Origin of the sequence: Providencia rettgeri (assembly GCF_041075285.1) — a bacterium.
GTDB lineage: Bacteria > Pseudomonadota > Gammaproteobacteria > Enterobacterales > Enterobacteriaceae > Providencia > Providencia rettgeri_G.
On sequence record NZ_CP163512.1, the window covers coordinates 1,234,402 to 1,248,315 of the forward strand.

The following is a 13,914-nucleotide window of genomic DNA, read 5'->3' on the forward strand; positions in this document are numbered from 1 at the left end:
CGTAGCGGATATTACAACTAATGATAGCATACACGCTATCATTAGTTCATAAAAACCACCTACAAGAGGTGGTTAAATTCTAATAATCAAATAGTTAATCAATATACTCGTCAGTATTAAGCACAATCATGTTACCCGAAATGCGGCCATTACGGTTATTAATGGTGGGGGCGGTTATTTTCGTAATTGCCTTTGAGTGAATTTTCCCTTGTTGGTTATTGATATATTCTGTCGCGTTAATTTCCACATTGCGACCAGAATTTATGCTTCCATGTTGATTATTGATATGGCCCGCATTGATAACAACATCACTAACGGTATCGATGTTACCGAGTTCATTATCAAATAGATTAGTGACATTGACCTCCAGCCCAGCGTTATTCGCTGCTTTTTCTTGCAGATTGGTTTTTATTGAAGCAAGGTAGTTAGCAGCAGATGTTCCTTTGATAGCGATCCCGCCATCGGTGGTCTCTAGTCCACCTACTTTGTTATTGAGCCCATAATTTGCGGCTACATCAGCAAAACCACTTGAATAGGAATTTATAACAAAGCCTGAATCGAGTAGCATGCTGTCTTTAGCGCGAATATAACCTTGACCATTAAAGAGTTCTTCTGTCGCTTTGATGTTTATGCTTTTTGCATCAATAAAACCTAAGAAATTAGACAAATAATTTGAATCAATCACCAATTTATCAGCTGAAATTAAACCGGATTCATTAAGAAGGCGGTCACCTTTAATGGTGGTTTCATTTTCCCCTGAAATTATTTTTCCGTAATTATTCATATAAGTAGTGTCTATTTTTACTGCCTTGCCACTATTAACTGTAGAATAGCCGTTTTTAAACTCTCTACCAAGCTTGAGGTCAATTCTTCCGTTTTTAGTCTCCATTGCAGAGTAATCATTGAGTAGATTATAAGAGTCAATTTCTATTCTACGCTTAGCGCTGAGCGTAGAATTTTGGTTAGTAATATCTTGAGCAGCGTTAATGACAAGGTCTCTTCCCGCCGTTATCGTAGAGTTTGTATTGTGGAGATTATTAACAGTAATATTGATATCGCCACCAGCAATAATTCTATCCTTAGATTGTTTGTTCGATGCAACCTGAATCAAATCACCTTTTGATTGGATGTAAACATTAGCGTCTGCTGATTTTATTAACCCTTGAGTATTATCAATATTGCTGGTGCTCTTGATATCTAAATTTTGTTTAGCCAAAATTTGCCCGTTATTACGGATTTCATTGGCGTAAATATCAATATTCCCCGTTGATTCAATACTATTTTGATTGTTCAACAACTGTCCAGCTGAATTAATAGCTAATCCATTATCACCAGCAGAAATCACACCTAAATTACGAACGCCAGCACCCTTTTCAGATGTAATTAAGGTAATTTTATTCGCATACATTCCGCCAAGAGACGAAACATCAATGCCGCTTTGTGGTGAGCTTCCTTGACCTAAAATGTTGATATAGTCATTACCGGTAGAATCGATCAAATTGCTTCCAGAAATAATTTTTAGTTCTTTAGTTTTGATTTTTCCATTAATAGCCGCGTGACGAGAAAAAATTTCTGTGGGAGAGTCGTTTGTTAAGTCAGAATTGATCTGAACATAACCTTTTTCGACGTTATAAGCGATGATATCACCGTTAGAGACAATAGGTTTACCTGTTGTGAGTGTTGTACTTTGAGTGTTAATAAATCCACAATCATTACATGTGATACCGGATGGGTTAGCAATAATAACTTTGGCGTTAGTGCCTGCAACTTCGACGATACCATTTAGTACAGAAGCGTTGTTAGAATTTACTTCATTCAAAATAACTTTCGCAGTGCCTGCTGATAAATTAGCGTTTCCATTAATTAATCCGCCTGTTTTGCTAACAATGTTATCTTTACTGTTATTTAATATGACACCTTTCTTGTCAACATTAAATTGCTGATATGTATTGTGTGAAATACCTTTATCACTAGCTTTGTTTATATGAACAATCGTTGGTCCATTAGACTGGTTCATAACGCCAGCACCATTGTTGCTAATAATCCCAGATTGTGCCGCTGCACTAAAACTAAGAATTGTAGAAATGTATAGAACAATAGGTTTAACTTTCACTTTTGGCGAATTAAATTGGTTCATAAAATGTCCCTAAATATGACTTTGATTAAATTTAAATATTTTTATGCCCTACAAAGTATGATGAAATAAAAAAATAAATAAATTTAATTTTTTTAAAAAAATATTTCTTTTCATCTGTAAGTTAAAATAATGGAAATGTAAAAATACCAGAGCAAAATCCCATGTGATTGTTTTTATTCAATTAAATCAATGGATAGTATTTACTCTGTTATAGTGTTGATGAGGAAAATTGCGTAAATAAATATACTTACTTGACTTTTCTTTTAAATTTAGATCAATAAACATATTTTATGTAAACTGTTTTTAAAAGATAATTGACACTAGACTCTCATTTACTAATAGAGATATTTCGTTCAGCCTGTTTTCAATTGATATAAGTATAGAAATAATTTTATTAGCAGAAAAAATATTCCTTTTACTGTAATAGGCTAAGTATTGCGCAAATAGCGAATAGATGCTTCAAGGGTAATAGATGTTGTCGGTAGGTAGGGTGGTATTGCAGTGTGTATTGTGATTTCACCTCAAATAAATAGTACATTCGTGAAAACAATTAGCTTGTTTTCTATATCTATATAATAAATAAAGATTATTTCACCATTAATCAACGAAAAGTACGCCAGGGATGAGTAAAAAACCTGGCTATTTCTCTCTCAAATATTACAAAACATTTCCACTCCTAAAAGGTTATCTGTTTGTATTATAAAACAAATATGACTTATGTTTAATTATTTTTGTGTAATTATTTAACATTTCACTGTTATTTTGATACACACTTAACGTGTTTTTATCGAAAGACATATTGTATCTTTATTTCATCGAAAGGCGGTGGTTAAAACGCCAAACAAGGAAAGAGGTGAAATATAAATTCAGCTTTTTCCTATTCAATCGAATTTAAAACTTTTAACTTTATCGAATTCAATTTTAAGAGGCTACACTTATGTCAATGTTCAAAAAATTAACGTCAGCTTTTATTGTTTCTAGCACTTTATTAAGCCCACTGGCAATGGCTGAAAAACAAGGGGCGACGGTAACGTTTGAAGCAACAGTACGCAACGCAAGTTGCGTTGTATCATCAACGACAGAAGGCGCAATGGTGAACTGGGGCGTTTTCACAACACAAGAGCTTGAAGGCGTTAACGCGGGCACAGCGATTGGTGATGAAAAAGAGTTCTATTTGACACTGACAGAGTGTTCCGCAGATACACAAGCAGAAGACGCGGTGGTTTCGGTGTATGCATCAGGTGCAACCTCTGCTTTTGACCCAACGTTATTTGCTAACTCAGCGTCAAAATCGATGGCGGTCAAGTTACAAGCTATTGATGCAGATAATAACGGGGTGTTATTGACACCAAACAAGTATCAAGATGTGAAGTTATCGCATAAGCTAGCTGAAAATGGTTTTGCCAATATTCCGATGAAAGCTTCATTAATTATGGTTAATAAAGCATTAACAGGTGATAGTTTAAAAGTGCCAGTCACTTTCACTGTTGCATATAATTAATCAAAATAAACAGACCTAATGCCAGCATTGAGAAAAATCTCTTTGCTGGCATTAACTTATTTTGGCTTCAGCCCGTTTAAGTCGCGCTAGCGTCTTAAACATAAAATCCCCGCTTTGCGGGGGCATTTCCCATCGTCCACGACAGAACAACCTGCCAATACTATCTGTAGATTTTCTCTATGGGATATTTTATATAAAAAGATAAACCCTATCATGCTTGGGGCTGTTGACCTTTGTTGCTGATTTGTACCGCTAAAAAAGGTCAATTCTTATTTTTGTTGAAATAGTCGTAATACGGCATGTCTATCGTGATCAAGCGCATATTGGCTTCAACGCTTTCCTTATTTATTTCCTGGTTCAACCACTCTGGATATAACTTGATTGGCTTTCTTGTTATTACTGAAGCATGTGATAAATAAGATGAGTATCTGATTTAGGTAATTATACTTATTTTTAATAGAGATATGTAACGAATGATATAGATAACATTTTATGGCAGAACACCAAAAAAATAACGATGATGGCTGAATAGCGCAACTTATCTATATGAAGCGCTATTTTTTTACCTTTAAATGATTATGGCGTTAAAGAAAAAATCATCTTTCCCCCTCTCAAATATGACAAAATATTTCTACTCCTAAAAGGTTATCTGTTTGTATTATAAAACAAATATGACTTATGTTTAATTATTTTTGTGTAATTATTTAACATTTCACTGTTATTTTGATACACACTTAACGTGTTTTTATCGAAAGACATATTGTATCTTTATTTCATCGAAACGCGGTGGTTAAAACGCTAAAAAGGGAAAGAGGTGAAATATAAATTCAGTTTTTTCCTATTCAATCGAATTTAAAACTTTTAACTTTATCGAATTCAATTTTAAGAGGCTACACTTATGTCAATGTTCAAAAAATTAACGTCAGCTTTTATTGTTTCTAGCACTTTATTAAGCCCACTGGCAATGGCTGAAAAACAAGGGGCGACGGTAACGTTTGAAGCAACAGTACGCAACGCAAGTTGCGTTGTATCATCAACGACAGAAGGCGCAATGGTGAACTGGGGCGTTTTCACAACACAAGAGCTTGAAGGCGTTAACGCGGGCACAGCGATTGGTGATGAAAAAGAGTTCTATTTGACACTAACAGAGTGTTCCGCAGATACACAAGCAGAAGACGCGGTGGTTTCGGTGTATGCATCAGGTGCAACCTCTGCTTTTGATCCAACGTTATTTGCTAACTCAGCGTCAAAATCGATGGCGGTCAAGTTACAAGCTGTTGATGCAGATAATAACGGGGTGTTATTGACACCAAACAAGTATCAAGATGTGAAGTTATCGCATAAGCTAGCTGAAAATGGTTTTGCCAATATTCCGATGAAAGCTTCACTAATTATGGTTAATAAAGCATTAACAGGTGATAGTTTAAAAGTGCCAGTCACTTTCACTGTTGCTTATAATTAATAGAACCCATAACGCAGTGCTAAACGCTCCATGCACTGCGTTAAATAATATCTAACGCCAATATCAATAACGATGAAAATATGTTGTAATACTCTTATTAGGTTATTTTTGTGTTTACAACGCAATCAGCTTTTAGCAAAAAAGACGAATATATAACTAATCGAATATACAACTAATATAATGATGAATAATCTGGAAATTTAAGTTTTTTATGAGGGCTGCTATGAAATTACACACAGTTACCGTGAAAATGCTAGTTGTATCAAGCATGTTGTTTTCTATGATGCCAGGACTTTCTGCTGCAAAAGGTGTAAGCCTTGATGCAACGCGGATTATTTACCCTCAAAATGAAAAAAGTGTTTCAGTGACAGTCAAAAATAGCGATCCTCAAGTAACCTATTTAACGCGCGCTTTTATTACAGATGAACAGAATAAAGTGAATAAACTGTTTGATGTAACGCCTCCCGTATTTAAGGTTACGCCAGGAGCTAAGCAAGAAATCAGAATTTTTGGTAAAAATAATCAATTACCAACGGATCGTGAAACGATGTTTTATTTTCATGCAACGATGATCTCAGGACAAAACGGCCAAGTAGAGGGAGACGCCTTAAACATTGGCTATGATCATGTTCTAAAATTATTCTACCGCCCTAAAAATTTGCCGATGACATCTGAACAAGCGCAAGAAAAGTTAAGATTTAAAGTAGAGGGTAACACCCTCACTGCTTATAACGACTCACCATATTATATTAATTTAGCTCAAATTAGTGTTAATAATCAGTTGGTAAATATGAGTATGGAGAAAAAAAATACAACTATTTCACCTTTTTCTTCGCTAAATTATCCCATTTCGCAAAATATGAAAAAAGGTAATCTAACATGGCGAGTGATCACTGATTTAGGTGGTACAAATGAGTTTAAAACACAACTTCAGTAAAAGCTTGGGGCGCGCGTTAATCACCTTAGTTTTTTTTCATAGCGCTGCGTTTGCCATTAGCGAACAAGAGCAGTTTGCTGATTTAATTGTGAAGGGCAAAGTTTCGAAAGGGACTTGCTCTTTTGCTTTTTCAAATAAAGTGGTTGAATTTTCAAAGCCGCTTGTTTCCGCAGATATTGGGGACATTACCGATAAAAATACGCCTTTTGAGCCATTTTCAATTCAATATATTTGTCAAGATTATAGTGATGATATTTTGCCTGAATTAGAAGTATCCATTAGAGCGGATGGAAACTCAAGTACGCTAAATTCGAAACTGTTCCCTAAAAATAATGTGACAAATGCAGCTTTCGCACTGAGTGAGTGCCATATTAATAATTCCAACTGTTCTCTAATTGATTTTCAACATAACGATGGCAATATCAGCTTTCCTGTAAAAAATGGCGAGAATGAGAAGTTTTTTGAGGCGAGAGTGGTGCGACTCAATGAAGCGCCAATACAATCAGGTAAACTCAGTGCTAGTGTTATCTTTTCCTTTGTTCAACCATAAGAAGAACATATTATGCGGTACATATTGAAATTAACACTTTTATTGTTTTTAACATCCCAATCGATCATTGCCATTGCAGATAATACAGCTGTTTTCGATTTTAATGTTAAAGTCTCAGCTCAGATGTGCAAAATTTCGATTGTAGGAACCTCATTAAATGAAGTTGATTTTGGCAATGTGTCCGCAGCAGATATTAAAGCGAATAAAGTGCAACCTATTCAAACAAATATTACACTCACCGACTGTACATCCAATAATTTCTCTGGTGCTTACGTCAAAATATCACCAAAAAATTATCTAGACGCTATCACTTTTATTGATGAGCCAATTAAAGGTTTTGGTATCAGTTTTTCAGAGCTAAATAATATTAGAAGCTCGTCTTCAACGTCTGATTTTTTTGAAAAAGAGAGTAAGGTTTGGAGTAGTATTACAGAAAATCAGCTTAATAAAACGCTGTATACCTATATTAGATGCCCATCGGGAAAAGAGTGTGATCCGCAAGTTGGGGATTTCCAATCAACCGTGACATTTTCATTTGTGGTTGATTAGTGAGGAGTCGATGAAAAAAATATTCTTGTTTATCGTTATTCAATTTTTTGCCATGCAAAATAGTGCGATGGCAGAAGGTATTCGGTTAGAACAGACGCGAGTTGTGTTTAATAGTTATGACCATAGCCAAACAGTGACGGTATCTAATGATGATAACGCCCCTTATTTGCTTCAGTCGGGGGTGACAACGAGCGTTGAAGGTGGCAAGTCTCGATTATTTGTTGTAACGCCGCCACTAGTTAGAATAAATGCAAATAGTAAATTCAGCTTGCGTATTTTTTTGAAAGATAAAAGCACACTTCCAAAAGATAGAGAGTCTATTTTTTATATAAATACTCGCGCACTCCCCGCGACTAACCCTGAAGGACGTGTAGAAAATAATGCTAAACTTGTTTTTGTAACGAATATCATTATTAAACTATTTTACCGTCCTGATGGCGTTGGCCAACCAAATGAAAGTGTCTATCAGCAAGTCTATTTAGATAGAAAACAAGGGAATTGGTCCATTTTTAACCCCACACCTTATTATATGACATTGGTAAATTTATCTTTTAATGATAAAGCCTATAAAAAAAATATACTTATTGCACCTTATAGCCATACGCGTCTTGAAGATCTTTCGGGTGACGTCAGAAATAGTCGTTGGCAAATGATAAATGATTATGGCGGAACCACTCAGCCATATCAAAATATCATTATGGGCTTTAAACATGATTCTAAATAGGATTGTATTATGCTTCGTCAGTTGAATATGCTCGTAGTCATACTTAGTGTGTTAATGTTAAACACGATTAGTGTATTTAGCATGGCTTCAACAGATGGATTAAAGTTTTCATTACAACGGCTTACCTATGTTGCTGGAGAGAAGGGCATTTCTGTTAGTTTAAGAAATACAGATAAAATGCCTTTTTTAATACAAGCAAATATGAAGTGGTTAGATGAGTCAACAGGGTTAAATATTATTGATAAAGAAGAAAAGATCCCATTTGTTGTCACTCCACCACTGTATAAAATCTCACCAAATGAATATTATAGTTGGCGCATCTTCTTTTCAGGTCAACCAGAGCAATTACCGAAAGATAGGGAGAGTGTTTTTTTAGTCCAACTGAAAGCCATTCCATCAACAACTTATTCAGAACAAGCATTACAATTTACGGTGATGCGTTCATTACTGTTTAGGGTGTACTATCGCCCCGTAAATTTAAAAAATATTATGCTAGAAGATGTTGCTAAGCAATTAGTTTTTAGCCGTGAACGGGATGACCTGATTGTTAAAAATAATACCCCAATATACGTGACGTTCAATTCATTATCTGTTGGGAATCACGCATTAAATGATGAACAATTATATGTTTCTGTTGCTCCTTACAGCGAGCAAAGATATAAACTTCCAATAACAGCTAAAGGGCAAGTCACTTGGGATATACTTGATGAAAATTTATTCCCAACCCAAAAGCATTCAGTAATATTGAAATAAAATTTCATAATAATAATTGATGTATTATTAGACCTGTTGGTAACGAAATGAGAAATAGATTTTATCATCCCTACTTATTACTCTCACTTGTGCTGCTACCGTTATCAGGTCGTGGTTATGAATATTTTGATCCCAGCTTATTAGATGAACAATTAGGTATTGACCCAAATGAGGTCGATTTAACTCACTTTTCGCAAGAGAGTAGTGTTCCAACCGGAACATATACTATGCTGGTGTATGTTAATCAGGTACTAAAAGGCGAATATTCACTAAAATTTGTGGCTGATGAAGATAATCAAGTTGTTCCTGAATTAACCCCTGAGTTTTTGTCGACGATTGGTGTCAATGTGGAAGGGCAACCTGAGCTTCGTGCGCTTGCATCTGATAGTATCATTACACACTTAAATCGCTATATTCCTGATTCATTTATTGAAACAGACCTATCAAATGTGAGTGTGAATATAAGCATTCCACAAATAGCAATGAAACAAACAGCAAATGATTATATTGATCCAACACTGCTTGATGATGGCGTCCCGGCAATCATTACAAATTATATGATTAATGCCAATCACTCCGTTAATGACAGTTCATTTTCCGCTAAGCACAAAAGTGATAATTTATTTTTAAACTTGCACATGGGGGCAAATGCGGGGGCGTGGCGACTACGATCAAATATGTCACATGCATACAGTCGCAGTAGTAGTCATGAGCAAACATACACAAGAAATGAAAATAATTTTTCAAATACTTTTGTGTCGAGAAATTTATATTCAATTCGTTCGGATCTGCAAATTGGTGAAATAACGACTAATGGTGATATTTTTAACGCCATCCCCTTTAAAGGGCTAAAGTTAAGTTCAAATGAACAGATGTTACCCGATAGTCTACGGGGGTTCGCGCCTGATGTTAATGGGATAGCTCAATCAAATGCGCAAATTACGATCCGTCAAAATGGTTATATTATTTACCAAACGTATGTTCCTCCAGGGCCGTTTAGTATTAAAGATTTGGTAACAGGCGGAAACTCAGGTGCGTTAGATGTCACGATTAAAGAAGAAAATGGGGCAGAGAGAACCTTTACCGTTGCTTTTGCTTCTTTGCCAGTGATGCAACGCCCGGGTGGATGGAAATACGAGTTGACAATGGGACGCTATGATGGAGGAATTACTGTCGGCTCGAAAAAGGCAGATTTCTTGTTAGCCAGTGGGAGCTATGGCTTACCAAAAGATATAACCCTCTATGGTGGAACATTATTGGCTGAAGATTATTGGTCTGGTGTCACGGGAATAGGCGTTTCTTTAGGTAATATTGGGGCAATATCCGCAGATGTTACTTTTGCACAAGCGAAATTAAATGAAAAAGAGGTAAATAGAGGCCAAAATTATCGAGTTCGCTATTCTAAAAATATCGATACAACCAAAACATCCATCGATCTGACAGCAATACATTACCCTACAAATAATTACTACTCTTTCAGTGAATTTAATAACTTTAATTATCGGCTGAAGGAAGATGTCGCACCCTGGTTAAATTCACGGGAAAAAAATCGATATACGCTCTCACTGTCGCAGCCTTTGAATGAATACGGCAGCATATATCTTTCAGGCAGCCAATATCAGTACTGGGATGAAAACCAGAATATGACGCAGTTATCGGCTGGGTATAATAGTAGCTATAAAGGTGTTTCTTACAGCGTAAACTACAGTATTGACCGTGTAAAAAATAAGAGCCAATGGCCAGAAAACCGACAAATTAGTTTTAATATTAGCGTCCCATTAAATGTATTTGCGAATAAACCAATTTTGAATGATATGAGCAGTACTTACTCCATGAGTCATGATAATAATGGCAAAACGAACCATCAAGCGGGTATTAATGGAAGCTTTTTATCAAATAAACTCACTTACGGTATTTCTCAAGGGTGGGGTAATCAAGGGCAAGGTAATAATGGTTCAGTGTATACCAATTACTCAGGGAATAAAGGTACGTTATCCGCAGGGTATAACTATTCAAAAGACTATTACTCGATGAATGCAGGTTATAACGGTGGCTTGGTTTTATACTCAGGCGGTGTCATTTTAGGGCGTACAATGAGCAATAGCATTGCTATAGTGGAAGCTGAAGGGGCTGAAGGGGCATCTTTAAATATCAGTAATGCCAAAATTAATAGCAATGGAAATGCCATTTACCCTTATTTAGCTGACTACTCTAAAAACACAGTTGGGTTAAACGTCAATACGTTACCAGATGATGTGACTGCCGAGCAAACTTCCGCAAATATTTACCCTACAGCGGGAGCCGTCGTTAAAGTGAAATTTAATACTCGCATTGGATATCAAGCTTTAATTGGTCTTGTGTCGAATAACAATACTGTACCGTTTGGTGCAGTCGCATCATTAATGAATAGTCACTCTTCATTAGCTGAAAATACTGGGCTGGTTGGGGATGATGGCATGCTATATATGAGTGGATTACCCGATACAGGTACAATAAAAGTCCAGTGGGGCACAAGTAATAAACAAACATGTTATGTTCATTTTTCGGGATTGAAAGAAATTACTTTAACCGAAAATAACCCAATTAGAATGTTAACCGCAAATTGTGAAACACAAGTTGAGGGTAATAACTTATGATTAAAAAATATAAGCAGCCATTGTTATCTCTTGCCTTGATTAGTGTATTAGGAGGATATGCCTCTTCATCATTGTCGGCGGTCTTCAATACAATAAATTTGAATTTAAGTGGCACTGTTGATATGACAATGTCGGAAAGAGAAACGCATCAAGTCAGTGCAGTACTGACGGGGAATAATTCATTTACAGTCAAGCCCGTTCTTGCAAATAAAGTCACGCCAAATGGATGGAATACCACGATCCCTTTAATTGGAATAAGCAGTGAACAAAATAGGTGTAATGTGGATGCCTATGTAAGTCGACCATCAAGTATTATTGGATATGGTTTACCTTTAACAAATCACACCACGCAGAAAACGGAAGTGTATATTACGCCTGAATTAAATTACGAGCTTGTAATAACAGGAGTCGGTAAACCGTTTGTTCCACTTTATAAAGGTACTTTTTATTCTGAACCGTCGTCTGATTTAGAGGGAATGCCGACTAGATTTGTGCGAAATGCGTGCTTTATCCCAAGTAATACATTTGCCAGCGTCCCCGCAGGTGGTGAGAAGCAACTTACAGTAACGTCACCTAGTCAACACACGATATACGTAAGTAAGGATTTATCGCCCGGAAGTTTTGCATACAGCGGGACTCAACCGTTATATGTTATTTCTGGAGGATGGGATCTCTCTGCTCGTGGTGCATTAGAATTAAAAATTACGGCAAACCTCGTTGTTTTACGTTATTGCGAAGTGAGTGGCGTGACCAATACAAAAATAGAACATCAGTTTAATAGCGAAATGCAAAACCTGCAAAGTTCGTCGTTATCGGTGACATGTAATGGTAGTCGACAAGATAGTTTGCGGATGGTGGCTCTCGCCAAAGAAACTACTTACGATGGGGCAGAGCCGACTAAACTTTTATTACAACCTACGGATGACTCCGTTAAATCTGAGGTATTACCATGGGTACTTGGTCTTATTCACAAAGTCGGAGACACTGAGTCATTAAGTTGCAATGATATCGGTAAAAGTAATTTGATCCATTTCGACGGCAGAGAAATGGATTTAGGGTTCAAAATAGAGCCAAATAAACCAATGGCATTAAATATAAAATGGGCATTATGTCGTACACCAGAAGTTAAGCCAGGTAGCTATCATGGAAAAACAGAGTTAAGTTTTTTTGTGAAGAGTTGACTAATAAGATAAGAAAGAATTCATGTTTTACTCGTAGAGTAAAACACATAAGGGTTGAATATGAATATAAGGTTTGGTCGTTCTTTAATCGGTAGAGCATTAATTATTCTTTCTTTGATGGTCATTTCATTTGTACTTGGTATTTCCGTTACTAAAACATTAGATTTCGACCCAATTGAGCAGTCAAAAGTGAATGTCGCAAATCTGTTAGGGCATCCAAAAGCCGCCGAGTTTAAAAACATGGCTTATTATTTTAACCGTACTACGCATGATGGTGGAGAATTAGGTTATATCTGCGGGGAAGTTTTTACGTTTAATAAGGATGACCTTCCTGATGGTTTTAAACGTTTTGTTGTTAAGGTCTACACACCTCCTAAAGGTTTAACGTTATTGTCTTTTCCGATTATAGAAGATGGCGAGGATGCGTTACTGGCGGAGCGTATTGATGATATTTGGGCGTTATTTTGTCATAGCTAATCTTAAATACACTTTCTACAAGGATGTGGTAGTTTGCTCGATTTATACTTTATTGGGTTCTACTCGCTTTTTTAGCTTTCATAAAAAGGCAGCAAAAAGATCAGGCAGCATTAAAGTATAACATTATAGGGTAGGTCGAAGGGGCATTTAGTCAAAACATCGATAATATGTGTGTTGATCATTTAACCCCTATTTTATGATAATGAAGCATTAGGAAAAATAAAAAACAAGCCTGTTATAGCATTATGTTGTTGTTAAAAATTCCATTTCCTATGACGTTTTCACATATAAAAATGTGTCTTTTTAAGATGAATTAGAGTGAAATACCTGAAAAAGACATAAACCCTAATGACATCAAGCCTACGGTAATAAAGGTTATTCCTAGGCCTCTTAGCCCTTTAGGAATATCAGAATATTTCATTTTTTCTCGCAGACCTGCTAGAGCGATAATGGCTAGCATCCAACCAATACCACAGCCAGCACCGTAAACAATCGACTCACTAAAAGTATAGTTTCTTTCGACCATAAATATCGTTGCACCAAAAATAGCACAGTGGATCGTTAATAGCGGTAGGAACACACCCAGTGAGTGATAAAGGGAAGGGATAAATTTATCTAGAAACATTTCCAAAATCTGAACTAAAGCGGCTAATACAGCAATAAATGTGACAAACGATAAAAATGATAAGTCAATATTCTCAGCTATAGCGCCATCTTTAAGAACATAGTTATAGATCAAATTGTTGATGGGGGTGGCAATGGTGAGTAATACAACTACCGTTAAGCCTAATTTAAATGAGGTTTTAACTTCTTTCGATACAGCCAGAAAAGTACACATCCCGAGGAAAAAGCTCAGTGCCATATTTTCAATGAATGCAGCCTTGATAAATATGTTTAAATGATTTTCTAGCACAACCCCTCCTTTATATGTGTTTTTTAAATTTATATTAATAAATACAATCTGTTATAGTTTAATGACATCTATATAAGTGGGTGGTTTTATATCA

General features: G+C 36.0%; 12 protein-coding genes. 10 read left to right on the forward strand and 2 right to left on the reverse strand.

Translation table 11 applies throughout. The annotated features are described in order from the left end of the window. Positions 1-94 precede the first annotated feature (94 nt). Positions 95-2,137 (reverse strand): filamentous hemagglutinin N-terminal domain-containing protein, encoded by a 2,043-nt coding sequence (locus AB6N04_RS05550; protein ID WP_369310899.1) that lies wholly within the window; start codon positions 2,135-2,137, stop codon positions 95-97. A gap of 937 nt (positions 2,138-3,074) precedes the next feature. Here AB6N04_RS05550 and AB6N04_RS05555 point away from each other — a divergent pair. The 10 genes from AB6N04_RS05555 to AB6N04_RS05600 all read left to right on the forward strand — a co-directional run bounded on the left by AB6N04_RS05555 (position 3,075) and on the right by AB6N04_RS05600 (position 12,907). Further along, positions 3,075-3,638, forward strand: a complete 564-nt coding sequence (locus AB6N04_RS05555; protein WP_369310900.1) for a fimbrial protein — start codon at positions 3,075-3,077, stop codon at positions 3,636-3,638. 898 nt (positions 3,639-4,536) lie between these two features. Then, entirely contained in the window at positions 4,537-5,100 is a 564-nt protein-coding gene (locus AB6N04_RS05560) for a fimbrial protein (protein ID WP_369310901.1), read from the forward strand. Positions 5,101-5,323: 223 nt separating this feature from the next. After that, positions 5,324-6,037: a molecular chaperone gene (locus AB6N04_RS05565; RefSeq protein WP_369310902.1), complete on the forward strand. Its 714-nt coding sequence runs from the start codon at positions 5,324-5,326 to the stop codon at positions 6,035-6,037. Further along, complete coding sequence (locus AB6N04_RS05570; RefSeq protein ID WP_369310903.1) at positions 6,012-6,587, forward strand: fimbrial protein; 576 nt, start codon at positions 6,012-6,014, stop codon at positions 6,585-6,587. Before AB6N04_RS05565 ends, AB6N04_RS05570 begins: the two co-directional genes overlap by 26 nt. 12 nt (positions 6,588-6,599) lie before the next feature. Further along, a complete protein-coding gene (locus AB6N04_RS05575) occupies positions 6,600-7,136 on the forward strand; it encodes a fimbrial protein (protein ID WP_369310904.1) in 537 nt (178 codons plus the stop codon). Between the two features lie 10 nt (positions 7,137-7,146). Then, a complete protein-coding gene (locus AB6N04_RS05580) occupies positions 7,147-7,860 on the forward strand; it encodes a molecular chaperone (protein ID WP_369310905.1) in 714 nt (237 codons plus the stop codon). A gap of 9 nt (positions 7,861-7,869) precedes the next feature. Next, on the forward strand, positions 7,870-8,613 hold the full coding sequence (locus tag AB6N04_RS05585; protein ID WP_369310906.1) for a molecular chaperone: 744 nt from the start codon (positions 7,870-7,872) through the stop codon (positions 8,611-8,613). 47 nt (positions 8,614-8,660) lie between these two features. Continuing rightward, the gene (locus AB6N04_RS05590; protein ID WP_369310907.1) at positions 8,661-11,249 is read left to right on the forward strand and encodes a fimbria/pilus outer membrane usher protein; all 2,589 of its coding nucleotides are present in this window, start codon (positions 8,661-8,663) and stop codon (positions 11,247-11,249) included. Then, positions 11,246-12,430, forward strand: coding sequence for a hypothetical protein (locus AB6N04_RS05595; RefSeq protein ID WP_369310908.1), 1,185 nt, complete (start codon positions 11,246-11,248; stop codon positions 12,428-12,430). Before AB6N04_RS05590 ends, AB6N04_RS05595 begins: the two co-directional genes overlap by 4 nt. A 60-nt stretch (positions 12,431-12,490) precedes the next feature. After that, positions 12,491-12,907 carry a hypothetical protein gene (locus tag AB6N04_RS05600; protein WP_369310909.1) on the forward strand — a complete coding sequence of 139 codons (417 nt, stop codon included), beginning with the start codon at positions 12,491-12,493 and terminating at the stop codon, positions 12,905-12,907. 313 nt (positions 12,908-13,220) lie between these two features. On the opposite strand, the gene nqrE is transcribed toward AB6N04_RS05600, so the two are convergent. Beyond that, the gene (gene nqrE / locus AB6N04_RS05605) at positions 13,221-13,769 is read right to left on the reverse strand and encodes an NADH:ubiquinone reductase (Na(+)-transporting) subunit E (RefSeq protein ID WP_369312001.1); all 549 of its coding nucleotides are present in this window, start codon (positions 13,767-13,769) and stop codon (positions 13,221-13,223) included. Between the last annotated feature and the right edge of the window lie 145 nt (positions 13,770-13,914).